Annotated in this window: 24 protein-coding genes and 1 riboswitch; of the genes, 22 read left to right on the forward strand and 2 right to left on the reverse strand. The window is 44.5% G+C overall.

The features are described 5' to 3' along the window. The 16 genes from DET59_RS04765 to purD all read left to right on the forward strand — a co-directional run. A partial coding sequence (locus DET59_RS04765) for an IS30 family transposase (RefSeq protein ID WP_113968477.1) occupies positions 1-719 on the forward strand: 719 nt, incomplete at its 5' end. 283 nt (positions 720-1,002) lie between these two features. Continuing rightward, positions 1,003-1,653, forward strand: coding sequence for a peroxiredoxin-like family protein (locus tag DET59_RS04770; protein WP_113968478.1), 651 nt, complete (start codon positions 1,003-1,005; stop codon positions 1,651-1,653). 236 nt (positions 1,654-1,889) lie between these two features. Beyond that, positions 1,890-2,441 (forward strand): DUF2179 domain-containing protein, encoded by a 552-nt coding sequence (locus DET59_RS04775; protein WP_060671612.1) that lies wholly within the window; start codon positions 1,890-1,892, stop codon positions 2,439-2,441. Next, positions 2,438-2,638, forward strand: a complete 201-nt coding sequence (locus tag DET59_RS04780) for an NETI motif-containing protein (RefSeq protein ID WP_113968479.1) — start codon at positions 2,438-2,440, stop codon at positions 2,636-2,638. The genes DET59_RS04775 and DET59_RS04780 overlap by 4 nt, the downstream gene beginning before the upstream one ends. An 86-nt stretch (positions 2,639-2,724) precedes the next feature. Continuing rightward, positions 2,725-2,826: riboswitch (purine riboswitch) on the forward strand. A gap of 153 nt (positions 2,827-2,979) precedes the next feature. Beyond that, the gene (gene purE, locus DET59_RS04785; RefSeq protein ID WP_113968480.1) at positions 2,980-3,459 is read left to right on the forward strand and encodes a 5-(carboxyamino)imidazole ribonucleotide mutase; all 480 of its coding nucleotides are present in this window, start codon (positions 2,980-2,982) and stop codon (positions 3,457-3,459) included. Further along, entirely contained in the window at positions 3,446-4,606 is a 1,161-nt protein-coding gene (purK, locus tag DET59_RS04790; RefSeq protein ID WP_181778074.1) for a 5-(carboxyamino)imidazole ribonucleotide synthase, read from the forward strand. Before purE ends, purK begins: the two co-directional genes overlap by 14 nt. Continuing rightward, entirely contained in the window at positions 4,603-5,901 is a 1,299-nt protein-coding gene (gene purB, locus DET59_RS04795) for an adenylosuccinate lyase (RefSeq protein ID WP_113968481.1), read from the forward strand. Before purK ends, purB begins: the two co-directional genes overlap by 4 nt. A 107-nt stretch (positions 5,902-6,008) precedes the next feature. Next, positions 6,009-6,734 carry a phosphoribosylaminoimidazolesuccinocarboxamide synthase gene (gene purC, locus DET59_RS04800; RefSeq protein WP_113968482.1) on the forward strand — a complete coding sequence of 242 codons (726 nt, stop codon included), beginning with the start codon at positions 6,009-6,011 and terminating at the stop codon, positions 6,732-6,734. Then, on the forward strand, positions 6,722-6,976 hold the full coding sequence (gene purS, locus DET59_RS04805) for a phosphoribosylformylglycinamidine synthase subunit PurS (RefSeq protein WP_113968483.1): 255 nt from the start codon (positions 6,722-6,724) through the stop codon (positions 6,974-6,976). Before purC ends, purS begins: the two co-directional genes overlap by 13 nt. Then, entirely contained in the window at positions 6,973-7,659 is a 687-nt protein-coding gene (gene purQ / locus DET59_RS04810) for a phosphoribosylformylglycinamidine synthase subunit PurQ (protein ID WP_113968484.1), read from the forward strand. Before purS ends, purQ begins: the two co-directional genes overlap by 4 nt. Continuing rightward, positions 7,643-9,877, forward strand: a complete 2,235-nt coding sequence (purL, locus tag DET59_RS04815) for a phosphoribosylformylglycinamidine synthase subunit PurL (protein WP_113968485.1) — start codon at positions 7,643-7,645, stop codon at positions 9,875-9,877. Before purQ ends, purL begins: the two co-directional genes overlap by 17 nt. After that, positions 9,853-11,274, forward strand: a complete 1,422-nt coding sequence (gene purF, locus DET59_RS04820; RefSeq protein ID WP_113968486.1) for an amidophosphoribosyltransferase — start codon at positions 9,853-9,855, stop codon at positions 11,272-11,274. The genes purL and purF overlap by 25 nt, the downstream gene beginning before the upstream one ends. Positions 11,275-11,285: 11 nt before the next feature. Beyond that, entirely contained in the window at positions 11,286-12,314 is a 1,029-nt protein-coding gene (purM, locus tag DET59_RS04825) for a phosphoribosylformylglycinamidine cyclo-ligase (RefSeq protein WP_113968487.1), read from the forward strand. Positions 12,315-12,351: 37 nt separating this feature from the next. Then, complete coding sequence (gene purN, locus DET59_RS04830) at positions 12,352-12,927, forward strand: phosphoribosylglycinamide formyltransferase (protein ID WP_113968768.1); 576 nt, start codon at positions 12,352-12,354, stop codon at positions 12,925-12,927. Positions 12,928-13,094: 167 nt separating this feature from the next. Continuing rightward, a complete protein-coding gene (purH, locus tag DET59_RS04835) occupies positions 13,095-14,630 on the forward strand; it encodes a bifunctional phosphoribosylaminoimidazolecarboxamide formyltransferase/IMP cyclohydrolase (protein ID WP_113968488.1) in 1,536 nt (511 codons plus the stop codon). A 252-nt stretch (positions 14,631-14,882) separates the two neighbouring features. Beyond that, positions 14,883-16,157: a phosphoribosylamine--glycine ligase gene (purD, locus tag DET59_RS04840; protein ID WP_113968489.1), complete on the forward strand. Its 1,275-nt coding sequence runs from the start codon at positions 14,883-14,885 to the stop codon at positions 16,155-16,157. Here the strand turns inward: purD and DET59_RS22305 are convergent. Continuing rightward, positions 16,135-16,248, reverse strand: a complete 114-nt coding sequence (locus DET59_RS22305) for an EYxxD motif small membrane protein (RefSeq protein WP_324746437.1) — start codon at positions 16,246-16,248, stop codon at positions 16,135-16,137. The two genes, purD and DET59_RS22305, sit on opposite strands and share 23 nt — an antisense overlap. Positions 16,249-16,421: 173 nt before the next feature. Then, the gene (locus DET59_RS04845) at positions 16,422-16,865 is read right to left on the reverse strand and encodes a YgaP family membrane protein (protein WP_113968490.1); all 444 of its coding nucleotides are present in this window, start codon (positions 16,863-16,865) and stop codon (positions 16,422-16,424) included. Between the two features lie 125 nt (positions 16,866-16,990). On the opposite strand from DET59_RS04845, the gene DET59_RS04850 reads away from it, so the two are divergent. The 6 genes from DET59_RS04850 to ligA all read left to right on the forward strand — a co-directional run bounded on the left by DET59_RS04850 (position 16,991) and on the right by ligA (position 25,493). Next, entirely contained in the window at positions 16,991-18,730 is a 1,740-nt protein-coding gene (locus tag DET59_RS04850; RefSeq protein WP_113968491.1) for an adenine deaminase C-terminal domain-containing protein, read from the forward strand. A gap of 52 nt (positions 18,731-18,782) precedes the next feature. After that, positions 18,783-19,811, forward strand: coding sequence for a DUF3048 domain-containing protein (locus DET59_RS04855; RefSeq protein WP_113968492.1), 1,029 nt, complete (start codon positions 18,783-18,785; stop codon positions 19,809-19,811). Positions 19,812-19,832: 21 nt separating this feature from the next. After that, positions 19,833-20,132 carry a YerC/YecD family TrpR-related protein gene (locus DET59_RS04860; protein WP_113968493.1) on the forward strand — a complete coding sequence of 100 codons (300 nt, stop codon included), beginning with the start codon at positions 19,833-19,835 and terminating at the stop codon, positions 20,130-20,132. 278 nt (positions 20,133-20,410) lie between these two features. Further along, a complete protein-coding gene (gene pcrB, locus DET59_RS04865; protein WP_113968494.1) occupies positions 20,411-21,097 on the forward strand; it encodes a heptaprenylglyceryl phosphate synthase in 687 nt (228 codons plus the stop codon). A gap of 84 nt (positions 21,098-21,181) precedes the next feature. Continuing rightward, entirely contained in the window at positions 21,182-23,407 is a 2,226-nt protein-coding gene (gene pcrA, locus DET59_RS04870) for a DNA helicase PcrA (RefSeq protein WP_113968495.1), read from the forward strand. 79 nt (positions 23,408-23,486) lie between these two features. Continuing rightward, positions 23,487-25,493 carry an NAD-dependent DNA ligase LigA gene (gene ligA, locus DET59_RS04875; protein WP_113968496.1) on the forward strand — a complete coding sequence of 669 codons (2,007 nt, stop codon included), beginning with the start codon at positions 23,487-23,489 and terminating at the stop codon, positions 25,491-25,493. The last annotated feature ends 14 nt before the right edge of the window (positions 25,494-25,507 follow it).

Consider the following 25,507-nt stretch of genomic DNA (forward strand, 5'->3'; position numbering starts at 1 on the left):
ATAAGTGGTCACCCGATGCCATCATTGGGCACGCGAAGAAAACGAAGGATTTCGAAGACTCTTATATTCCGTGTACAAAAACACTTTATAATTGGATAGATTCTGGTTCTCTATCTATTCGCAACATTGATTTAGCGATGAAAATGCGTCGATCGACTAAAGTAAGACACTCACGAAAAAACAAACGCACATTAGGTCCTAGTATTGAAGAACGATGTGATTCAGTTGAGAACAGAGAAGAATTCGGGCATTGGGAAATTGATACGGTCATTGGCCAGAAATCGAATGACGAAGTCTTACTGACCCTGATCGAACGAAAGACACGTAAAGAATTCATCACGAGACTACCGAGTAAAACAGCTTCTAGTGTAGAAAGTGGCTTAAATCAAATATTAGGATCGTTTAAGGGGTGTCTCCGAGATGTCTTCAAGAGTATTACAGCGGACAACGGGTCGGAGTTCAGTGAATTGGGAGCGCTCCAACAAGACAAAGGGATCTCCGTCTATTTTTCCCATCCTTACGCATCCTACGAACGAGGTACAAACGAGCGCCACAACGGCGTGATTCGAAGATTTATTAAAAAAGGACAACCAATTCATTCCTACACGGATGATACGCTTACTGAGGTACAAGCCTGGATGAATGGGCTGCCTCGCAAAATCTTAAATTACGAGACACCTGATGAACAATTCGACCGTTGTGTAGCGTTGGTGGCCTAGGCCACCAACGCTACACAACGGGAGTTCCCCTAGGACCATGAAAGAGTGTTGCATTTAATATTGCAATTTACGAACTTGTAATAAAAAGCAATTCTATCATTCTTTTAACTACCAATTATCACATCTATCTTCATAACTTGCCAAATCCACAAATTCGAAAACACAATAAGCCGTCAAAACATCACCCAGCCCTATCCATCACAGTACCCAACCAAGCACATCGCTTTTCTTATGAATAAACTGCTCCTATACTATAAATAAGTTCTAAAGGGAGGTTTTTAAAATGACAGCAACCAACATGCTAGAACAGTACAATGAATATATTTCTAAATTTAAGCAGAATGCATCTCAGGAAGTACAGGATAAAATGGGAGAAGCAATCAACGAATTGGAGCGCTCTGATGATGGTAAAGGTCTTCGTGTAGGGGAAAAAGCACCGAACTTTACGTTACCGGATGCGACAGGAAAAGGAGTCGCACTGGAAGATGTACTGAAGAATGGTCCGGTCATCCTTACGTTTTATCGTGGTGGATGGTGTCCATATTGCAATATGGAGCTGCGTGCATACCAACAGCTAATGGAATACATTAAATCGGCAGGTGCCGAGCTGATTGCGGTCAGTCCGCAAACGCCTGATGCGTCCCTATCTACAAAAGAGAAGAATGAACTGGATTATTTTGTGCTAAGTGATGAAGGAAATAAAGTGGCAGATGAGTATAAGTTGGTTTACAAGCTGCCACCTTACTTAGTGGATATCTACAAAGAAAAAGGTCTGGATCTGGAGAAAGCGAATGATAGTGATGCATGGACGCTCCCTGTTTCAGCAACATATATTATCAAGCAGGACGGAACGATTGCTTACGAATATACGAAAGCCGATTACAAAGATCGTGTGGAACCTTCTGAAGTGATAGAGAAGCTGAAATCGTTATAAAATAAGAAAGCAAGATGGCTTTATGGCTGCGATGACAAGCTGCCATAAAGCCTTTTTATGTTTTAAACAGACCAAACTGGGAAAGACACAAAGTAGGACATCAGATTTTCTAAAAATTGTCATCGAAAAATAACTAGTAATTTTTCTTGAACTGGTTCATATTATGGTTCTTTTCTAGTAAAATAGGAACTTAATTTGAGCATACTACAAGTAGTAGTGGAGAGAGGAGCATCTCGGTGTTAGACAATAGTTTTGTGATGGTAGCAATTATTTTGATCATCAATGTTGTATACGTATCCTTTTTTACGATCAGAATGATTTTGACGTTGAAGGGTTATCGATATATTGCAGCTTTTGTGAGTACATTTGAAGTAGTGATTTATGTTGTCGGTCTTGGACTGGTATTGGACAACCTGAATGAGATTCAGAATCTGATTGCATATGCGGTCGGTTATGGCCTCGGTGTGATTGTCGGGATGAAAATCGAGGAGAAGCTGGCTCTGGGGTATATTACAGTGAATGTAATCACGAAGGAGTATGATAAGGCCCTTCCGAATGAACTCCGTGCCAGAGGCTACGGGGTGACGAACTGGGAAGCGAATGGACTGGAAGGAAACCGGATGGCCCTGCAGATCCTGACTCCGCGAAAGTATGAGATGAAGCTGTATGATACAATAAAAGAGCTTGACCCAAAGGCATTTATTATTGCGTATGAACCGAAGGCGATTCACGGAGGGTTCTGGGTGAAGACAGTCCGAAATATTCGCAAAGGAAAATTAAAAGAATGAGCAAAAAGAAATTATTATTTGAAGTGCAGGAGAATGAGACGATTACAGATTGTTTAGACCGTATGAAGGAAATGGGTTATATGCCGGTAAGACGGATGGAAAAACCTGTGTTTGAAGAACAAAAAGATGGAAAGAAAACAGAGTATGTCCCTATTAAACAGACAATTGTCTTTGAGGGGAAGAAGATTGAAGAGTAAACGCTTCAAATCCGAACATTAATTTTCAGACATTTATTATCGTTCGATTATTCGTTGACAGAGATTCGATATCACGTTATGATGGAGACAAATAAACCGAATACCCTCATATAATAATGGGAATATGGCCCATGAGTCTCTACCTGACTACCGTAAATGGTCGGACTATGAGGGAAAGTAGCTGTCTGGATACGAGCTCGTTTGTGGACCCTATCGGATAAAACGGGACCATTCTCTGTAAAATACCCAGATCAATTGCTTTCTCTCAAAAAGTAGAGAACAATTGATCTGGGTATTTTTTGTTAAAAGGGATTAAACTACGGGAGGTGCCTGTCACCATTATGATATCAGTAATCATGGGAAGTACATCGGACTGGGAGACAATGAAGCATGCGTGTGAGGTATTGGAAGAGTTAGAGATTCCGTTTGAGAAACGAGTTGTATCGGCTCACAGGACGCCTGATTATATGTTTGAGTTTGCAGAAGGTGCCAGAGATCGAGGAGTGAAGGTCATTATTGCAGGTGCAGGCGGTGCCGCTCACTTACCTGGAATGGTGGCAGCGAAGACGACATTACCTGTGATTGGGGTTCCGGTACAATCGAAAGCCCTTAATGGGATGGATTCGTTGCTGTCGATCGTGCAGATGCCAGGGGGCGTTCCGGTTGCGACGGTTGCGATCGGGAAGGCAGGAGCTACAAATGCCGGGCTGTTAGCAGCACAAATCCTTTCGATAGAAAATACAGACTTGGCCGCTACTTTAGAAAATAGAAGAGACGCGTTACGGGAAAAGGTGTTGGAAAGTAGTGATGACCTTGAATAAGAAGACGATTTTACCAGGACAGATGATCGGAATCATTGGCGGAGGACAGCTCGGACGAATGATGGCCCTTGCTGCGAAACAAAATGGCTTCCGGGTGGCTGTTTTAGACCCGGCACCACAATCACCATGTGCCCAAGTAGCAGATCTTGTAATCACGGCGGGCTTTGACCAGTATGATGCCCTTTATAGACTGGCAGAAGAGTGTGACGTGATTACATATGAATTTGAAAACATCGATTATGAAGCGTTGAAATGGTTGTCGGAGCGTGCCTATTTACCTCAAGGGGCAGAGCTGATCCGCATTACACAGGATCGCATCATGGAAAAGGAAGCCCTTACGTTTGCAGGGGTGAAAGTAGCTCCTTATGCTGTGATTAAACAACAACAGGACATCTATGATAATATAGAAAAGCTTGGCTATCCAGTGGTTCTGAAAACATCCAGAGGTGGTTATGACGGGAAAGGGCAATATGTGATCCGTGAAGAGAGCGGGATAGAAGAAGCCGCTTTTTTATTGGAGAACGGTCCATGTGTGTTAGAGAAATGGATACCTTTTGAAAAAGAGTTATCCGTCATTGTGACACGAAATCCCGATGGGCAGCAAACCAACTTTCCGGTGGTGGAGAATATTCATGTGGATAATATTTTACATGAAACGATTGCCCCGGCAAGGGTGAGTGGAGAAGTAGCGGATAAAGCGATCGAGATGGCGAAGAGAATAAGTGAGACCCTTGACCTGGTGGGAACGCTCGCGATTGAAATGTTCCTGACGGAGGATGGTGACATCTACATTAATGAACTGGCTCCGAGACCTCATAATTCCGGTCATTATTCGATTGAAGCGTGTGACTACTCACAATTCGCCCAACATATAAAAGCGGTATGTAACTGGCCGCTCGTTCAACCCACCTTATTAAAGGACGCTGTGATGGTTAACCTATTAGGAGAGCATATCGAGCCTATTATGAAGGCTGTTCCAAAGCATCCAGACTGGTTTATTCATCTTTACGGCAAGGATGTACCAAAGCCGAAACGTAAGATGGGGCACGTCACTCTTTTAACAAATGATATTGAAGAGACATTGACGAGTATAAACGAAGCTGGCATTTGGAAGGTGCAAGAAAAGATCGGAGGACGACTGGTATGATAGAACGTTATACACGCCCTGAAATGGGAGCAATTTGGACAGAGGAAAATCGTTTTCAAGCATGGCTTGAAGTAGAAATTTTGGCTTGTGAAGCGTGGGCTGAGATCGGGGACATTCCGAAAGAGGATGTTGCGAAGATTCGTGAGAACGCCGGATTCAATGTAGATCGTATCAAGGAAATCGAAGAAGAAACGCGACACGATGTTGTAGCTTTCACCAGAGCGGTTTCCGAAACCCTCGGAGAAGAAAGAAAGTGGGTCCATTACGGACTGACTTCTACTGACGTAGTGGATACGGCTCTTTCTTATCAATTAAAGCAGGCAAACGATATCATTCTGAAAGACTTAGAGCGATTCGTAGAAATTTTAAAGAACAAAGCGATCGAGCACAAACATACGGTCATGATGGGGCGTACGCATGGTGTTCATGCTGAACCGACTACTTTCGGTTTAAAGCTTGCCCTTTGGTATGAAGAGATGAAGCGTAACGTAGAGCGATTCAAAGCAGCGGCAGACGGAGTGGAATTTGGAAAGATTTCCGGTGCTGTTGGAACGTATGCGAATATCGATCCATTCGTAGAGTCATATGTGTGTGAAAAGCTGGGAATCAAGCCAGCTCCTGTTTCTACACAAACATTACAGCGTGATCGTCATGCTCATTACATGGGGACACTTGCACTGATTGCGACTTCCATCGAGAAGTTTTCTGTTGAGGTTCGCGGCCTGCAGAAGAGTGAAACCCGTGAAGTGGAAGAGTTCTTCGCAAAAGGTCAAAAAGGATCATCGGCCATGCCTCATAAACGTAACCCGATCGGTTCTGAGAATATGACGGGAATGGCGCGTGTGATCAGAGGATACATGCTGACAGCTTATGAGAACGTGCCTCTATGGCATGAGCGTGATATCTCTCACTCATCAGCAGAGCGTGTGATCCTGCCGGATGCAACGATTGCTCTTAATTACATGCTGAACCGGTTCGGAAATATCATCAAGAACTTAACGGTATTCCCGGAGAATATGCAGCGCAATATGGATCGTACGCTTGGTTTGATCTATTCTCAACGCGTCCTATTAGCCCTTATCGATAAAGGGATGACGCGTGAGGAAGCGTATGATACGGTTCAGCCGAAAGCGATGGAGGCATGGGAGAAGCAAGTGGCCTTCCGTTCTCTTATTGAAGAGGATGCAACCATCACGTCCAAGCTTTCACCGGCTGATATTGATGATTGTTTCGATTACAACTATCACTTGAAGCATGTGGATACAATCTTTGAACGTTGCGGCTTGGTGGAATAAGTCCTTCTGATAATTGAATAGGGCAGGGGTTTTAGTAAAATCCCTCCCTTTTTTTATGGAAATATAGACTGAAGATTGGCAATATTACGTTAACGGGGGGATTTCACATGGAAAAAGGGACACTTTTATATGAAGGCAAAGCGAAACAAATCTTTGCAACGCAGGATGAGGATGTTGTTTGGATTCAGTATAAGAATTCTGCCACTGCTTTTAACGGGGAGAAAAAAGCGGACATTGATGGCAAAGGGGTATTAAATAATAAGATTTCGAGCTTGCTATTTTCAAAGCTTGCTGAAAAAGGAATACAGAGTCACTTTATTAAACAATTATCGGATGATGAGCAGCTGGTCAAACGTGTACGTATCATCCCGCTTGAAGTCGTGGTTCGCAATGTGATAGCGGGAAGCCTTTCAAAGCGACTCGGTAAAGAAGAGGGTACGCCCCTTCAAAAGCCGATCATCGAATTCTACTATAAGGACGATGATCTGGGTGATCCCCTCATCACGGACGATCACATTGATTACCTGGAGATAGCTTCACGGGAAGAACGAACTGAGATAAGGGAAATGGCTCTTGGTGTGAATGAGGTCCTTCAAGGGATCTTCAAAGAAGCGGGAGTCACGCTTGTCGATTTCAAATTAGAGTTTGGGAAAGATCGAAACGGTTCAATTTTATTAGGGGATGAAATATCGCCTGACACATGCCGATTGTGGGATGCAGAGACCAATCAAAAGCTGGATAAAGATGTTTTCAGAAGAGATATAGGCAGTTTAACAGAAGTATATTCAATCATTTTAGAACGCTTAGGAGGAAACAAGCTATGTACAAAGTAAAGGTTTATATCACATTAAGAGAAAGTGTATTAGATCCTCAAGGTAGTGTTGTGAAACAGGCGTTGCATTCAATGGAATTTAAATCGGTTGAAGATGTGCGCGTCGGGAAGTATATGGAGTTGACTCTGCCATCCACTGTAGAAAATGTCGAAGCGACAGTAGAAGAAATGTGTCATCGACTACTGGCCAACCCTGTTATCGAGGATTACCGATATGAAATCGAGGAGAGTGTCGCTCAATGAAGTTTGCAGTAATAGTATTCCCAGGCTCTAACTGTGACATTGATATGTACCATGCGATCAAAGATGAAATCGGTGAAGAAGTTGAATACGTTTGGCACGATGCTGATAATCTGGAAAACTATGATGCGATTCTATTACCAGGGGGATTCTCTTACGGGGATTACCTTCGTTCAGGAGCGATTGCCCGTTTCTCGAACGTCATGAAAGAGGTCGTGAAAGCGGCAGAGCAGGGTAAGCCGGTTCTTGGTGTATGCAATGGATTTCAGGTTTTACTGGAAACAGGGTTATTACCAGGGGCCATGCGCAGGAATGATAGCTTGAAATTCATTTGTAAAACAGTGCCGTTAACCGTTCTTAACAATGAGACGATGTTTACGAATGGCTATGAAAAGAATGATGTGATCCAAATTCCGATCGCTCACGGTGAAGGAAATTACTTCTGTGATGAAGAGACGATGACCACTTTACGTGAAAATAATCAAATTGTATTCACCTATAGCGATGAAAATCCGAACGGAAGCGTTGAGAATATTGCGGGGATCACTAATAAAGAAGGTAATGTGCTTGGGATGATGCCTCACCCTGAGCGCGCCATGGACACTTTACTAGGTAGTGAAGACGGGAAGAAACTATTTCAATCGATTGTGAAACACTGGAGGGAAAAACATGTCGTTAATGCTTGAACCAACTTCAACAAAAGTGAAAGAAGAGCAGCTTTATCGTGAGATGGGTTTAACAGACGAAGAATTTTCAATGGTGGAAAACATCCTGGGAAGAACACCGAACTACACAGAGACCGGCCTTTTCTCTGTTATGTGGTCAGAGCATTGCAGCTACAAAAATTCGAAGCCTGTACTGATGAAATTCCCAACGACAGGTGAACGAGTTCTTCAGGGACCAGGAGAAGGAGCTGGAATTGTTGATATTGGCGACGATCAAGCAGTGGTGTTCAAAATCGAGAGTCACAATCATCCGTCAGCCATCGAGCCTTTTCAAGGAGCGGCAACGGGTGTCGGAGGTATTATACGGGACGTATTCTCGATGGGGGCAAGACCTGTCGCACTCCTCAACTCTTTACGCTTTGGAGAACTGGATTCTCCTCGTGTTCAGTATCTATTTAAAGAAGTCGTAGCGGGTATTGCCGGGTACGGGAACTGTATCGGAATCCCAACAGTAGGCGGGGAAGTTCAATTCGATGCCTCTTACGAAGGAAACCCCCTTGTAAACGCTATGTGTGTCGGTTTGATCGACCATAAAGATATTAAAAAAGGTCAGGCCCACGGTGTCGGTAATACGGTCATGTATGTCGGGGCAAAAACGGGTCGTGATGGCATTCATGGAGCTACATTCGCATCTGAGGAATTAAATGAAGGATCAGAAGAGAAGCGCCCGGCGGTTCAAGTGGGAGATCCATTCATGGAAAAATTACTTCTTGAAGCGTGTTTGGAACTCGTTCAGAACGATGCCCTTGTTGGGATACAAGATATGGGAGCGGCTGGTCTTACAAGCTCATCAGCTGAAATGGCAAGTAAAGCGGGATCCGGTATCGAAATGAACCTGGATCTTGTCCCGCAGCGTGAAAGAGGAATGACGGCATATGAAATGATGCTCTCAGAATCACAGGAGCGTATGCTGATCGTCGTTGAAAAAGGACGGGAACAAGAAATCGTTGATCTTTTTTCAAAATATGACTTAGAAGCAGTTTCGATCGGTAAAGTAACGGATGATAAGCGTCTTCGCCTCCTTCATAAAGGAGAAGTCGTGGCGGATGTGCCGGTTGATGCACTTGCTGAGGAAGCTCCCGTTTATAACAAGCCCTCTCAAGAAGCAGCTTACTATAAAGAGTTTCAAGCAATGGAAACTCATGTCCCAAAAGTAGAGGATCATAAAGAAACTCTCAAGGCGCTCTTACAGCAGCCGACAATCGCAAGTAAAGAATGGGTATACGATCAATATGATCATCAAGTAAGAACAAGTACAGTTGTAAGTCCTGGTTCTGATGCAGCGGTCGTACGGGTACGTGGTACAAGAAAAGCCCTTGCCATGACAACGGATTGCAATTCCCGTTACCTTTACCTGGATCCAGAGGTCGGAGGAAAGATTGCCGTAGCGGAAGCAGCACGAAATATCGTGTGTTCAGGAGCGATTCCACTGGCGATCACGGATTGCTTAAACTTCGGAAATCCAGAGAAACCGGAAATCTTCTGGCAGATCGAGAAGTCTGTTGACGGAATGAGTGAGGCATGTCGTGAGCTGTCCACTCCAGTCATCGGTGGAAATGTGTCCCTATATAACGAATCAATGGGTACTGCTGTTTATCCGACACCAGTCGTTGGAATGGTTGGATTGATCGAGGATGTTGATCATATTACAACTCAAAGCTTCAAGGAAGCCGGAGACTATATCTTTGTCATCGGTGAAACCCATGAAGAATTTGGAGGAAGTGAGCTTCAAAAGCTGACAGAAGGAAAGATTTTCGGTCAGGCACCGAAAATTGACTTGAAAACGGAGCTTCGCCGTCAAATGCAGCTTTTAGAAGCGATTCAAAAAGGTCTTGTGGCATCGGCTCATGATATCGCTGAAGGTGGTTTCGCCGTCGCTCTTGCAGAATCCACGTTTGGAACAAAAGGATTGGGAGCAGACGTTCAGGTTTCCGGAGAAAACAATGTGGCCGATCTGTTCAGTGAAACACAATCCCGTTTCGTCGTTTCAGTCAAACCTGAAAACAAAGACGAGTTTGAGAAACTTGTTCCTGATGCCAAAGTAGTAGGAAACGTAGCGGATCATGGAGAAATCAACGTGTCATCTGAAAATGGAGAAGTCATCTTACATGCATCCGTCGAGGAATTAGAGTCAGCTTGGAAAGGAGCGATCCCATGCCTGCTGAAATCAAAGGTTTAAACGAAGAATGTGGAGTGTTTGGTATTTGGGGACACCCCAATGCGGCACAAATTACGTATTATGGACTTCATAGTTTACAACATAGAGGGCAGGAAGGCACTGGAATTGTCGTTTCGGATGGTGAGAAGTTACGTTGCTTAAAAGGGGAAGGCCTCGTAACGGAAGTGTTTCAAGAAGGAACCATCGAGAAGCTAGAAGGGAATTCAGCCATTGGTCATGTCCGTTATGCTACTGCGGGAGGTGGGGGCTACGAAAATGTTCAGCCTCTCCTTTTCAACTCGCAGAATGGGGGACTGGCTCTTGCTCACAACGGGAATCTCGTCAATGCGAACGCCTTAAAGCACCAGCTTGAAGGGCAAGGGAGTATTTTTCAAACAAGTTCTGATACAGAAGTGCTGGCCCATTTGATTAAAAGAAGCGGTTATTTTCAATTGAAAGACCGCGTTAAAAATGCGCTGACCATGCTGAAAGGGGCCTATGCGTTTCTTGTCATGACGGAAACGGAGATGATGGTGGCACTGGATCCGCACGGTCTTCGTCCACTATCACTTGGTAAGCTTGGGGATGCTTACTGTGTTGCGTCTGAAACATGTGCCTTTGATATCGTAGGAGCTGAATTTGTCCGTGATATCGAGCCGGGGGAGCTTGTGATCATCAATGATGAGGGAATGACCTCAGAACGGTTTAGTTTTTCAGGTGGAAATGCGATGTGTACGATGGAATACGTATACTTCTCAAGACCAGACAGCAACATTCAAGGAATCAACGTTCACTCCGCCAGAAAAAGAATGGGAATGGAACTTGCGAAAGAAGCGCCGATTGAAGCGGACGTTGTAACGGGTGTACCTGATTCCAGTATCTCAAGTGCGATCGGCTATGCAGAAGCATCAGGTATTCCGTACGAATTGGGTCTTATTAAGAACCGTTATGTAGGGCGCACGTTTATACAGCCTTCTCAATCTCTTCGTGAGCAAGGTGTGAAGATGAAGCTTTCACCAGTCAGAGGAGTGGTAGAAGGGAAACGCGTGGTAATGGTAGACGATTCAATCGTTCGGGGAACGACAAGTAGACGAATCGTCAGCATGTTGAAAGAAGCGGGAGCGAAAGAAGTTCATGTGTGCATCAGTTCGCCGCCCATCAAGAATCCTTGCTTCTACGGCATTGATACATCGACTCATGAAGAGCTGATCGCTTCTTCCAATTCAGTGGAGGAAATGCGCCAGATCATCGGAGCCGATTCACTGACCTTCTTGAGTACAGATGGTGTGTTAAAAGCGATCGACCGAAATGATTCGTCAGAAAATCGCGGTCAATGCTTAGCTTGCTTTACAGGGAAGTATCCAACCGAAATCTACCCGGATACACTTCATCCACATGAAAAAGAGTTAGTGAAATAGGGGGGATCATGATGGCAAATGCGTATCGTCAAGCAGGAGTAGATATTGAAGCGGGATACGAGTCAGTCGACCGCATCAAAAAGCATGTGAAAAGAACCGCTCGAGAAGGGGTTCTTGGTCAATTAGGCAGTTTTGGCGGAATGTTCGATTTATCTTCTTTGAATTTAAAAGAGCCTGTTCTTGTATCAGGTACAGACGGAGTCGGAACGAAACTGAAGCTTGCGTTCATGGCAGACAAACACGATACGATCGGGATCGATTGTGTGGCCATGTGTGTGAATGACATTGTCGTTCAAGGTGCGGAACCACTGTATTTCTTAGATTATATAGCGACTGGAAAAGCACTTCCAGAGAAGATAGAAGGTATTGTAAAAGGTATTGCGGACGGGTGTGAAATGGCGGGCTGCGCTTTGATCGGAGGCGAAACCGCCGAAATGCCGGGTATGTATTCCGAGGAAGAATATGATATCGCCGGCTTTGCAGTAGGGGCTTGTGAAAAAAAAGAGATCATCACAGGCGAAAAAATTTCCGAAGGAAATGTGTTAGTCGGACTGGGTTCCAGTGGTATACACAGTAATGGGTACTCTTTAGTGCGAAAAGTATTCTTCGAAGATCAGTCGTTCTCTTTGGAAGAATCATTACCGGAGGTCGGGACCACACTAAAAGAAGCGTTACTTACACCAACCAAGATTTACGTGAAACCAGTATTAGCGGCACTGAAACAGTTCTCCATCAAGGGAATGTCCCATATTACAGGCGGTGGCTTCATTGAAAATGTTCCCCGTATGCTGCCGGATCATTTGCAAGCAGACATCACAGAAGGCAGCTGGAATATTCCAAGCATTTTCACTGCCCTTGAACACTATGGAGAAATTCCCCGCAGCGAAATGTACAACATTTTCAACATGGGAATTGGATTTGTGTTAGCGGTTGAAGAAAAGGAAGCAGAAGACATTCTTCAATTTTTCAACGAACAGGGAGAAGAAGCCTTTATCATTGGACGTGTGACCACTGGAAATGGAGTACGTTTCGTTCGTTGAAATGAAGGGTGAGCAAGTCAATAACGGGGGCTTAGTCATGAGACAGATTGCCATTTTTGCATCAGGAAGCGGAAGTAATTTTCAAGCATTGGTAGATGCTGTTCAAAGTGGAACACTGAAAGCGAATATCAGACTTCTTGTATGTGACCAACCGGGAGCGTTCGTGATTCACCGCGCCCAATCAGCAGGGATCCCTACTTTCGTTTTTCGGGCTAAAGATTATGAAAGCAAGCAGGCATTTGAACAGGAAATCCTAAATGAGCTGGCTCATTTGGGTGTTGATTTTATTGTATTAGCAGGGTATATGAGATTGATTGGTCCTACCTTACTGGAAAGCTTCGGAGGACGGATCGTGAATATCCACCCTTCTCTTCTCCCATCCTTTCCAGGAAAAGATGCCATCGGGCAAGCCATCGATGGTGGAGTGAAGATCACCGGCGTCACCATCCACTATGTAGACGCCGGCATGGATACAGGCGAAATCATCGCACAAGAAATCGTCCGAGTCACAACAGGCGAAACCAAACAATCACTCCAGGACAAAATCCAACACGTCGAACACCACCTGTATCCAACCACCCTCAACCACCTCTTTCTCACCACAGGCTACTAAAGGTGTAGAGTGGAAAGAGAATACTTTATTATGGTAGTGTGGTAAAGTGGTGAGGGGCGGACCTTGGGTTTGGATTCGAATTTTAAGTAAAAACCTCAAATCCATCTCAAACTCAACCAAATAATGAAATAAAATCAGCAATACAGCAGGCAGAGGAGGATCGTACTTTGAAAAAGAGAGCATTAATCAGTGTTTCAGATAAGAGCGGAGTAATCGAATTTGCTAAAGAATTAAAGTCACTTGGGTACGAAATCATTTCGACAGGTGGAACAAAGAAGCTCCTTCTGGAAAGTGACGTTGAAGTGATGGGAGTAGAAGAAGTAACAGGTTTCCCGGAAATATTAGAGGGACGCGTTAAAACACTTCACCCCAATATCCACGGTGGACTCCTCGCAAAACGCGGTGAAGAAAGCCATCGCCAGCAACTTCAGGAACAAGGAATTGAAGGAATCGACCTGGTATGTGTCAACCTTTATCCGTTTCAACAAATCATCGCTAAGCCGAATGTCGGTGTAGAGGAAGCGATTGAGAATATCGATATCGGCGGTCCAACGATGCTGAGAGCGGCAGCGAAAAATCATCAATATGTAACGGTGGTAGTCGATGCGCTAGACTATGATGAAGTCATTGCGGAGTTAAAGGTTCAAGGGGAATTATCATTAGAAAAACGCCGTAAGCTGGCGGCTAAAGTGTTCCGTCATACAGCTGCTTACGATGCGTTCATTGCTGAGTACATGACAGACATTTCAGGTGAAGAAAACCCAGAGCGTTTTACAAGAACGTACGAGTTAAAACAAACACTGCGCTACGGAGAAAATCCTCATCAGCAGGCTTCTTTCTACCGTGCGCCACTTGGCTCTGAATTCTCTGTAGCCATGGCAAGACAGCTTCATGGAAAAGAGCTTTCCTATAATAATATCAATGATGCGAATGCTGCACTTCAAATCGTGAAAGAGTTTACGGAACCGGCCGCTGTTGCTGTGAAGCATATGAATCCGTGTGGAGTCGGCGTTGGCTCGACCATCAATGAAGCCTTCTCGAAAGCGTATGAAGCGGATTCTACATCCATCTTTGGAGGGATTGTCGCTCTGAACCGCATCGTGGATGAAGAAACAGCTAAGCAGCTTCATGAAATTTTCCTGGAGATCGTCATCGCTCCTGCTTTTAGCGATGAAGCATTTGAGATTCTTTCAAGCAAGAAGAATATCCGCTTATTGACGGTTCCCTTTGAATCCACAAACAACATCGAGCGCAAATTAACGACGGTTGAAGGTGGATTGCTGGTTCAGGCGGATGACACATTCACCCTAGAGGATGCTGATCTGAGAGTGGTAACAAAACGTCAGCCAACAGAAGAAGAGTGGGCAAGCATGAAATTAGGTTGGAAAGTTGTGAAGCATGTGAAATCCAACGCAATCGTTGTAACGGATGCTCATATGACGGTTGGAGTAGGGGCAGGACAAATGAACCGAGTAGGTGCTGCAACCATAGCCCTCGGGCAAGCCGGGGAAAAAGCCAAAGGGGCAGCGATGGCATCTGACGCATTCTTCCCAATGGACGACACCGTAGAAGCAGCTGCCAATGCAGGCGTAACAGCCATCATCCAGCCAGGAGGCTCCATCCGGGACGAAGACTCCATCAAAAAAGCCGACCAACACGGCATCACCATGGTCTTCACAGGAATCCGCCACTTCAAACATTAATTTGAGGGACGGACCTCCAATCTTAGAAAGAAGTTTTTTGAAATTATCGTATAAACCATATGGGGAACGACTTGTTGGGAACTGGGTGATTAGTCAGAGAGTGGGCTGAGGGACGGACCTCGGACCTCAGCCAAGCTCATACCCATTTCCATATCCTCTAACCCCGCCTAACCATAGATCCATTCCACATACAACCTCTCCCCATCTTCAACTCAGGTAGGAGAGGTTTTCTTAAAAAGGGGGCTTTTCAAGATGAAAGTACTTGTTATCGGCCGCGGTGGTCGCGAGCATGCCATATGTAAGAAGTTAGCGGAAAGTGAAAGTGTGACAGAGGTGTTCTGTGCGCCCGGAAATGCAGGTATTGCAAGCGTTGCGACGAATCTTCCATACAGTGAATCCGATGTGAATGATCTCATTGCTTTTGCCAAAAAAGAGCATATCGCTTATACCTTTGTAGGTCCTGAAAACCCATTATTGGATGGTATCGTAAATCGCTTCCAGAAAGAGGGCCTGCACATATTTGGACCGACCAAAGAAGCGGCCATCATAGAAGGAAGCAAATCGTTCTCTAAGGAATTAATGAAAAAGTACAATATTCCAACGGCTAAATATGAAGTGTTCACAAGTATTGAGAAAGCAATCGAATATGTAAGAGAAGTTGGCGCCCCGATTGTCGTGAAGGCGGATGGACTGGCTGCAGGCAAGGGCGTCGTGGTTGCAGAAACAGAAGAAGAAGCAATCAGTGCATTGGAAGAAATGCTCCTTGATGAAAAGTTTGGTGATGCTTCTTCTAAAGTGGTAGTGGAAGAGTGTCTGTTTGGGGAAGAGTTTTCTTTAATGGCCTTTGTACATGGTGAATCCGTTTATCCGATGGTGATTGCACAGGACCATAAGCGTGCTTTCGATGGAGATCAGGGACCGAATACAGGCGGAATGGGGGCGTATTCCCCGGTACCTCATATTTCGGACGATGTCGTGCAAGAATCGATTTCAACTGTACTGTATCCGACGGCTCAAGCGATGGTAAAGGAGAATCGCTCGTTTACCGGCATTCTTTACGCAGGTCTGATGCTCACAAGTGAAGGCCCAAAGGTCATCGAGTTCAATGCGCGATTTGGCGATCCGGAAACCCAGGTCGTACTGCCGCGTTTGACTTCTGACTTTGGCCTTGTTGTGAAGAACATGATTGAAGGGAAGCCTGTGCAATTAGAATGGTCTAAAGAAGCTGTTCTTGGGGTTGTGTTAGCGGCTGATGGCTATCCAGGTGATTATGCAAAAGGAATAGCCCTTCCGAACCTTGAAGAGTCAATGGATAAAGAAACCCTCGTATACCATGCTGGAACCGAACAGAATGCTGAAGCTGCCCTTGTTTCAAATGGTGGGAGAGTGTTACTTGTAGCTTCTTCTGCAGCTTCTGTGGAAAAAGCGCAGGCTAAAGTCTATAAAGAATTAGATAAGGTGGATTGGAATGGGTTGTTTTACAGAAGAGATATTGGGAAGAAAGCTATCGAACACGTCTCTTCCTAGTTCTGCGAACATAAACAAAAGCAATGGCAATAATGCCGCCAATCAGGGAAAACAACACATACGACATATCCGTTAAATATTCCCAAAACATAAATGAGCAACTCCTTTATTTATAATAAAAAATATTAAACATGAGTGCCAGGTCTAACCCATTTGAGGGACGGACCTTGGCACTCTTGCTATTAGCGGAATTTAAATCAGGTGAAAATGCCTTTAAATAGGGAGACATAAGGGAATTATTGCACCTATACACTCATGATGTCCCTAAGAAAGAAGGTCCGTCCCTTTATCCCCATTCAATGCTGCCTGGACATCTTTGTTGGTGAGTTCTTCGGGATTGAAGTTGGATTCTTTTTTGGTATTGTCCAGGGGGTCTTGTTTGTGTTCGTTTGTTGGGTGGTGATCTTTGTGATCTGTTGATTTGTCGGATTTCAGCATGTCTTTAAAGTTCATCATATCCTTTGCTTTGAAACCGCCAAATCCACCGCTTCCGCCATTTCCCTCTGCGCTTTTTTCAAATAGGGCTGTAACAGGGCAGTAGCGAAGAATTCCTTCTCCTACCTTCATGGCTCCGATCACAGCCATCACGAGATAAGAGTCCCGCCAAGGACGTCTCGCAAGCTTTGATGTACTCCAGGCCAGAATCGTAAAACCAACGGTGATGCGGATAAGGGCATTGATAATCCCGATGTTTGATGATACTTTCATTTGTAAACTCCTCCTTAATAGAAAATTCACATAATTGTTGTAAACCGTTAATGCGTTAAATAGTAAAATATGTTAACATAAATTGAAACTTAAACTAATACCATTCCACTAGAGGAGTGTTCACATTGGAACAGCGCTACAGATGGAAGAACAAACAACTAAGAGAACATGTACAAGTACTGAACGGAGAAATATCTCCGAGCATTCTTTTAAAGAATGCAACGTACCTTCACTCGACTCTAAAGAAATGGGTGCAGGGACACATTTGGGTTTACCGTGATCGAATTGTTTATACAGGCGATCAGCTCCCGGATAACCTTGAGAAATGCGAAATCGTGGACTGTGACTCACAGTACCTCGTTCCAGGATATATTGAACCGCATGTACATCCGTTTCAGCTTTATAATCCCCAATCTTTTTCCAAGTATGCATCCCAAACCGGTACAACGACATTCGTAAATGATAACCTGATGATGTTTTTGCAATTGGAAAAAAAGAAAGCGTTTTCTTTATTGGGAGAGTTTAATAAAATGCCCGTCACGATGTATTGGTGGACAAGATTCGATTCTCAAACGGAGATGGAGAATGAAGAGGTAACCTTTTCAAATGGAGAAGTAAAATCATGGCTGGAACATGACTCCGTGCTGCAGGGAGGAGAACTGACCGCCTGGCCGAGACTGCTTCAGGGAGATGATCTGATTCTCCACTGGATGCAGGAAGCGAAAAGAATGGGTAAGATCGTTGAAGGACATCTGCCGGGAGCATCAGACAAAACCATAGCCAAGCTTCGTTTATTGGGGATTGATGGTGATCATGAAGCCATGACGGGTGAAGATGTCTATAAGCGGCTTATTCAAGGGCTGACCGTCACATTGCGCCACTCCTCCATCCGACCGGATTTGCCGGTCCTTTTAGACGGGTTAAAAGAAAAAGGCATCGATTCATATGATTCCCTACTGTTCACAACGGACGGATCGACACCGGGCTTTTATGAACAAGGTGTATTGGATTTCATGATAAAAATGGCGATTGATAAGGGCATCCCCCCAATCGAAGCATATAATATGGCTAGCTACAACGTCGCAAATTACTATCACATCACTCATTTGCACGGGATGATCGCTACAGGCAGAGTGGCAAATATTAACTTCCTTTCGTCAATTGATGACCCAACCCCGAAGTCCGTTCTCTCAAAAGGGGAGTGGGTACAGAGAGACGGAGAGCAAATAGAAGATTCAACAGAAATAAATTGGGAGACAAACGGGTTTAAACCATTATCCCTGAATTGGGAAGTGGACTACGATGACCTCCAGTTTTCCATGCCCTTTGGAATTGAAATGGTGAACGATGTCATCACCAAGCCTTATTCCATATCCATCAATCCATCTATGGAGGAGCTGGATCTTGATCATGATCAATCGTTCCTCATGCTTCTGGATCGAAAGGGAGAATGGAGAATCAGCACTATGATCAAAGGATTCTCAACGGGTGTCATGGGCTTTGCTTCTTCCTATTCGAATACAGGGGACATCATCTTAATTGGTAAGAACAAGTCAGATATGATTGCTGCCTTTAAACGGATGAAGGAAATCGGAGGCGGAATTGTTTTGACGGAGAAGGGTGAAGTCCTTCATGAAATACCACTTCCATTAAGCGGCCTGCTCTCTCATAAAGAGATGCCGGACCTTATCGAGGAAGAAAAGATACTTAAAGGTTTGTTAAAAGAAAGAGGATATCGCTTCTCGGATCCCATTTATACACTGCTATTTCTTCAGTCCACTCATCTGCCTTATATACGGATGACACAAAAGGGAATCTATGATGTAATGAAGAAAACGGTACTCTTTCCAACGATAATGCGTTAAAATAGTAAAGTATAGGGAAAAGGATTTCTATAAAATAGGGGTGTCAAAAAACATGCTGAAAAGAGCTTTAATCATTGCTTTAAGCTCGTTTACACTTGTCGCATGTAGTTCAGATAAAGAGATAAAGAAAGAATCTGATAAAGAAGCTGCAACTCCGGTTGAGACAGGCGTAGAAACGGAAGAGAAAAACCAATCACCGCTAACAGGTGAGGTACAAAAGAAAGAATCCACGGCGCGAGCGGTTGCTGTCATGGTGAACAATCACCCGAAGGCGCGTCCCCAATCAGGCCTTTCAAAAGCAGATATTGTGTATGAAGTCCTGGCAGAAGGGGATGTCACTCGATTCCTGGCGATATATCAAAGCCAAAAGCCTGAAGAAATCGGTCCTGTACGAAGTGCCAGAGATTACTATGTAGAGCTTGCCAAAGGATATGATAGTCTATATGTTGCCCATGGATATAGTCCGGAAGCACAGGAAATGCTGACTAGCGGCTTTATTGACAATTTAAACGGCATGAAATATGATGGAACGCTGTTCAAGCGTGCAAGCTTCCGTAAGGCTCCTCATAATTCCTATATCTCCTTTGAGCATATCGAAGAGGGAGCGGAGCAGAACGACTTTGATATGGAACGTCCGCCGGAAGCATTAAACTTTAGTGATAAAGGGCCGGTAAGCGGAGAGGGATCTCAATCCGTCATGATATCATATAACAATAATCCGCTGTTTAACGTAGTGTATGATTTCAACGAAGAAGAGGGCAAATACGAGCGTTACTCAAATGGTGAACAAACCATTGATTACGATTCCAAAGACCCTGTTTTAGTAGAAAATCTCTTTATAGTGGAAGCGTCTCATAAAATAGTCGACGATGCTGGCAGACGAAACATTGATTTTGAATCCGGCGGGAATGCGTACTTGATTCAAGAAGGAAAGCTCCGGGAAGTTCAGTGGAAGAACGTAGATGGCAGAATCCTACCTTTCGAAAATAATAAACCTGTCAGTTTGCGAAAAGGATCTACGTGGATCAATATCATTCCAAGTTCTCCAGGCTTGGCGGGGTCGGTGTCATATCAAGAATAGATGGAAAAAGGAGTCTTTTTAATGCAAATAAATAAATTAAGAGGCAAGGAGCTGGATCAGTTATTCAATGCTGTTCTATCTCTACAAGATCTTGAAGAGTGTTATCGTTTCTTCGATGACCTTTGCACAATCAATGAAATTCAATCTCTTGCTCAGCGCCTTGAAGTGGCTCGTATGCTGCAGGATGGGAAAACCTATCATAAGATTGAAACCGAAACAGGTGCAAGCACCGCAACCATTTCCCGTGTGAAGCGTTGCTTAAACTACGGAAATGATGCCTATGAGCTGGTATTGGATCGTGTGCATCAGGAAGAAAAATAATAGAAGGGACCGCTGTCGTCATGATGAGCGGTCTTTGTTTTTTTGTGGGGGTAGATTTGTCTGGCGAGCCGCCTCCGCTTTTGGTGTCATCTAGCTCCGGCGGCTAGAGGCTCGAGGTCATAAGCTAAACCTGCCAAAAAGGCAAAGGGCGCCTTTCCGGCAGGTTCATCTTATGCTTGTCGCCTCTGACCAAGCCGCCTCCGCTTTTGTAGGTGATGCGGCTCCTTCCCACAAATGATATAATACGTGAGATGGATGTATGAATGGAGGAACAAAGCATGTATGATGCCCAAAAGTGGAGCCATGTATTTAAACTAGATCCGAATAAGACAATCGATGATGGAGATTTAGAATCTGTATGTGAATCGGGAACAGACGCCATTATTGTAGGGGGAACGGACGGTGTAACCCTTGAAAAGGTTCTTGATTTGATGGCACGGGTGAGACGATATACTGTTCCTTGTATTCTGGAGGTATCTAATTTGGAGTCGATCACTCCGGGCTTCGATTTATATTTCATTCCGATGGTGATGAACAGTTCGAACATGAACTGGGTAACAGGATTGCATCACCAGGCTGTAAAGGAATATGGGGAAATTATGAATTGGGATGAAATCCTTGTAGAAGGATATTGTATATTAAACAAAGACTGTAAGGCGGCACAGGTTACAGAGGCCGATACAGATATTTCAAGTGAAGACGCGGCAGCATATGCCATGATGGCAGAAAGAATGTTCAACCTGCCAATCTTTTACCTGGAGTACAGTGGTACATATGGGGATGTTGAAACGGTGAAAGAGGTCAGAGATTCACTGGAAAACACAACATTATTCTATGGTGGCGGCATTAGAACTGTCCAGCAGGCGCAGGAAATGGCTGCAGTATCAGATGTTGTCGTAGTGGGAAACGCTGTCTATGACAATTTGAAAGAAGCGTTAAAGACGGTAAAAGCAGTTAAAGGGTAAGGATTGAACTGGAGGTCCGTCCCTAAATAGGATATAATAGAAATACAAATATAGAACGTACGTTCGTTATGGTGGTGTGAGAGTATGCAATTTTTGACTGATCGATTGTTGAATGGAATGAATCCTGAGCAGGCAGAAGCTGTGAAGGCGACAGAAGGGCCGTTACTGATCATGGCAGGGGCAGGCTCCGGTAAGACAAGAGTACTGACGCATCGAATTGCGTATCTGATGGTTGAAAAAGGGGTCAACCCTTATAATATTTTAGCGATTACCTTTACAAATAAAGCAGCTAGAGAGATGAAGGATCGTATTGAAAACATTCTGGGCGGGGCTTCCGATAACATTTGGATCTCAACCTTCCACAGCATGTGTGTGAGAATCCTTCGCCGTGATATTGATCGCATCGGGATGAACCGTAATTTTACGATACTTGATTCTACCGATCAGCAGTCGGTGATCAAAGCGATTTTAAAAGAAAAGAATATTGATCCGAAAAAATTTGATCCCCGTTCGCTTTTGGGATCCATCAGCTCTGCGAAGAATGAGCTGACGACTCCCGAAGAATTATCCAAACAGGTAGGAGGATATTACGATCAGGTGGTCTCTGATGTGTACACAGAATATCAGAAGCGTTTACGCAAGAATCAGGCGTTGGATTTCGATGATCTCATCATGACGACGATTCAACTGTTTCAGCGTGTACCGGAAGTCCTGGAGTTCTATCAAAGGAAGTTCCAATACATCCATGTCGATGAGTATCAGGATACGAACAGAGCTCAATATATGCTCGTTAAACTGCTGGCTTCCCGCTTTCAGAACTTGTGTGTAGTCGGGGATTCCGATCAATCGATTTATCGCTGGCGTGGTGCGGACATTGCCAATATCCTTTCCTTTGAAAAGGATTATCCAAGAGCAACCGTTATTTTCCTTGAACAAAACTATCGTTCAACGAAGAGAATCCTGCAGGCGGCAAATGAAGTGATCCAAAAGAACTCCAATCGTAAACCGAAGAATCTATGGACGGAAAATCATGACGGTGAAAAGATCTCGTATTTCAGAGCGGATACCGAGCAGACCGAAGCTCAATTTGTGACAGGTAAAATCAAGGAAATGACGGAAAGCGGTAAGAGGAAGTATTCCGATTTCGCCATTCTTTATCGAACAAACGCCCAGTCCCGTGTGATGGAGGAAGTTCTTTTAAAATCAAATATTGAATACTCCATCGTCGGCGGCATCAAGTTCTATGACCGTAAAGAGATCAAGGACATTTTGGCTTACCTGAGACTTATCTCGAATCCGGATGATGACATCAGCCTTATGCGTGTCATTAACGTTCCGAAGCGTGGCGTAGGAGCAACCTCAATAGATAAAATTGCCCGTTATGCACAGGATCACGATATTTCCATGTTCAGTGCGTTGGAAGAAGCGGATTTTGTCGGCCTAAGTCCGAAAATCACGAAAGCCGTCATCGAATTCAAGGAAATGGTGAAAGGTTATACAAGCATGCAGGAATATCTGTCTGTAACAGAACTTGTAGAAGAAATACTGGAGAAATCCGGTTACATCGATATGTTAAAAGCAGAAAAGTCGATCGAGTCTCAAAGCCGCTTGGAGAATTTGGACGAGTTCCTGTCTGTAACGAAAAGCTTCGAACAGTCCAACGATGACAAGAGTCTTGTCGCATTTTTAACGGATCTGGCATTAGTGGCGGATATCGATAAGCTTGATGAAGATGATCAGCCAAAAGACTCGGTTATTCTGATGACTCTTCATGCTGCAAAAGGTCTTGAGTTCCCTATCGTATTCCTGATGGGAATGGAGGAAGGGGTCTTCCCACACAGTCGTTCCCTCATGGAAGAAGATGAGATGGAAGAAGAACGCCGCCTGGCTTATGTAGGGATCACCCGTGCAGAAGAACAGCTCTATTTAACAAATGCACAAATGAGAACACTCTACGGGCAGACGAAGATGAACCCTGTGTCCCGGTTCATCCAGGAGATTCCAGCTGAACTATTGGATGACGTGATGGCAGAGAAGAAGAGTGCCTTCACACCTTTCGGGAAATCAGCGGCGAAAGCACCAACGCGTCCTGCCCCGCGTAAGCCCGTTTCACGACCGGTTCAAACGACTACAGGTGGAGAATCAGTTGCCTGGCAAGTAGGGGACAAAGCCCAGCATAAGAAATGGGGAACAGGTACGGTTGTCAGTGTGAAAGGATCCGGAGACAGTGTAGAGCTCGATATCGCGTTCCCAAGTCCAATGGGAATCAAGCGTCTTCTTGCCAAATTCGCACCAATAGAAAAAGCGTAACAATCTAAAGTCGGGAGGGAAGTTCCCTCCCGGCTTAACTCAATCATTCTGAACACTTTAGCAGGAAAGGGTTGTGGAAATGGACCGACAATCAGCCGAAAACCGAATAAATGAACTACATGAATTATTAAATCAGTATAACTATGAATATCATGTTCTTGATAAACCATCTGTTTCCGATTCTGAGTATGATCAGCTACTGAGAGAACTCATCGACTTGGAAGGTCTATTTCCTGATTTGAAAACATCCGATTCACCTTCTCAGCGTGTCGGTGGAGCGATATTGGATGCCTTTGAAAAAGTCGAACATCGAACGCCGATGCTCAGCTTGGGGAATGCTTTCAACGAAGAGGATTTGCGTGACTTTGATCGTCGTGTCCGTCAAGCCGTTGGAGATGACTTTTCTTATGTATGTGAGCTGAAAATCGATGGGTTGGCTGTTTCTCTTCGTTATGAAGATGGCGTCTTGGCTCAAGGGGCGACAAGGGGGGACGGATCGATAGGAGAAGATATTACATCAAACCTTAAGACCATCCGTTCCATTCCCTTGAAGATTTCTGAAAAGATTTCCTTTGAAGTTCGTGGAGAAGCCTTTATGCCTAAAGGTTCCTTCGAAGCGTTAAATAAAATCAAAGATGAAAAAGGGGAAGAGCCTTTTGCCAACCCCCGCAATGCAGCTGCAGGTTCCCTCCGTCAGCTCGATCCTAAAATCGCAGCATCACGAAATCTCGATCTCTTCTTATATGCATTAGCGGATATTGGAGATACGGGGATTGACTCTCACAGTGAAGGGTTAGATAAATTAGACAGCCTCGGGTTTAAAACGAATCCTGAACGGAAGCAGTGTGCGACAATTGAAGAAGTCATTGATTACGTCGGCAAATGGACCGATCAACGTCCGAATCTGTCGTATGACATTGACGGGATCGTGATTAAAGTCAATTCACTGGAGCAGCAGGAACAGCTCGGGACGACAGCGAAAAGTCCACGCTGGGCAACTGCCTTCAAGTTCCCTGCTGAAGAAGTGGTAACCGTCTTAAAAGAGATTGAACTGAGTGTTGGCCGTACCGGCGTGGTGACACCAACGGCGATACTTGCGCCTGTACGTGTCGCTGGTACAACCGTTCAACGTGCGTCCCTTCATAATGAAGATCTTATTAGAGAAAAAGATATTAAAATCGGCGATCATGTCGTCATTAAAAAAGCAGGTGACATCATCCCTGAAGTGGTCAACGTATTAGAAGACAAGAGGACGGGTGACGAACAGGAATTTCATATGCCTACTCATTGTCCTGAATGCGAAAGTGAGCTGGTCCGACTGGAAGGGGAAGTAGCCCTTCGCTGTATCAACCCTAAATGTCCAGCACAGATCCGGGAAGGTCTGATTCATTTTGTATCCAGAAATGCCATGAACATCGATGGTCTGGGAGAAAAGGTGATCAGTCAGTTATTCAGGGAGAAATTGATTGAAGATGTGGCAGACTTATACCGATTAGAACGTGATCAACTTCTTCAACTGGAGCGCATGGGTGAGAAATCCGCGGATAACCTATTGGATGCCATTCAAGCCTCTAAAGCCAATTCCCTGGAGAAATTGCTCTTTGGACTTGGAATCCGTCATGTTGGAGCAAAAGCGGCGAAAACATTGGCTCAAGAGTTCGGATCCATGGATAAGTTAATGAACCTGGGCAAAGAAGAGCTGACCAATGTAAACGAAATCGGCGATAAAATGGCTGATGCCATTGTGGCCTATTTTGAAAATGATGAAGTAAAAGAACTGATCGAGGAACTGAAGGATGCCGGTGTGAATCTTGAATACAAAGGACCGAAGCCGGTAGCTGCAAGTGAAGTCGACTCTTATTTTGCAGGAAAAACCATTGTATTAACCGGAAAAATTGAGCGATTAAGCAGAAATGAAGCAAAAGAAAAGATAGAAATGCTCGGTGGAAAAGTCACTGGCAGTGTCAGTAAGAAAACCGATCTTGTCATCGCAGGGGAAGAAGCAGGATCAAAGCTTGCGAAAGCCAATGAGTTGAACATCGAAGTATGGGATGAGGACAAGCTGATGGAAGAACTTAACCGATAAGAGGTGTAACGAGT

Origin of the sequence: Rossellomorea aquimaris, assembly GCF_003315075.1 — a bacterium.
GTDB lineage: Bacteria > Bacillota > Bacilli > Bacillales > Bacillaceae_B > Rossellomorea > Rossellomorea aquimaris_C.

Coding starts and splice junctions, on each gene's coding strand:
- DET59_RS04770 (WP_113968478.1), top strand. CDS start 1,003: ATGACAGCAACCAACATGCTAGAACAGTACAATGAATATATTTCTAAA.
- DET59_RS04780 (WP_113968479.1), top strand. CDS start 2,438: ATGAGCAAAAAGAAATTATTATTTGAAGTGCAGGAGAATGAGACGATT.
- purE (WP_113968480.1), top strand. CDS start 2,980: ATGATATCAGTAATCATGGGAAGTACATCGGACTGGGAGACAATGAAG.
- purK (WP_181778074.1), top strand. CDS start 3,446: ATGACCTTGAATAAGAAGACGATTTTACCAGGACAGATGATCGGAATC.
- purB (WP_113968481.1), top strand. CDS start 4,603: ATGATAGAACGTTATACACGCCCTGAAATGGGAGCAATTTGGACAGAG.
- purC (WP_113968482.1), top strand. CDS start 6,009: ATGGAAAAAGGGACACTTTTATATGAAGGCAAAGCGAAACAAATCTTT.
- purS (WP_113968483.1), top strand. CDS start 6,722: ATGTACAAAGTAAAGGTTTATATCACATTAAGAGAAAGTGTATTAGAT.
- purQ (WP_113968484.1), top strand. CDS start 6,973: ATGAAGTTTGCAGTAATAGTATTCCCAGGCTCTAACTGTGACATTGAT.
- purL (WP_113968485.1), top strand. CDS start 7,643: ATGTCGTTAATGCTTGAACCAACTTCAACAAAAGTGAAAGAAGAGCAG.
- purF (WP_113968486.1), top strand. CDS start 9,853: ATGCCTGCTGAAATCAAAGGTTTAAACGAAGAATGTGGAGTGTTTGGT.
- purM (WP_113968487.1), top strand. CDS start 11,286: ATGGCAAATGCGTATCGTCAAGCAGGAGTAGATATTGAAGCGGGATAC.
- purN (WP_113968768.1), top strand. CDS start 12,352: ATGAGACAGATTGCCATTTTTGCATCAGGAAGCGGAAGTAATTTTCAA.
- purD (WP_113968489.1), top strand. CDS start 14,883: ATGAAAGTACTTGTTATCGGCCGCGGTGGTCGCGAGCATGCCATATGT.
- DET59_RS22305 (WP_324746437.1), bottom strand. CDS start 16,248: ATGTTTTGGGAATATTTAACGGATATGTCGTATGTGTTGTTTTCCCTG.
- DET59_RS04845 (WP_113968490.1), bottom strand. CDS start 16,865: ATGAAAGTATCATCAAACATCGGGATTATCAATGCCCTTATCCGCATC.
- DET59_RS04855 (WP_113968492.1), top strand. CDS start 18,783: ATGCTGAAAAGAGCTTTAATCATTGCTTTAAGCTCGTTTACACTTGTC.
- DET59_RS04860 (WP_113968493.1), top strand. CDS start 19,833: ATGCAAATAAATAAATTAAGAGGCAAGGAGCTGGATCAGTTATTCAAT.
- pcrB (WP_113968494.1), top strand. CDS start 20,411: ATGTATGATGCCCAAAAGTGGAGCCATGTATTTAAACTAGATCCGAAT.
- pcrA (WP_113968495.1), top strand. CDS start 21,182: ATGCAATTTTTGACTGATCGATTGTTGAATGGAATGAATCCTGAGCAG.
- ligA (WP_113968496.1), top strand. CDS start 23,487: ATGGACCGACAATCAGCCGAAAACCGAATAAATGAACTACATGAATTA.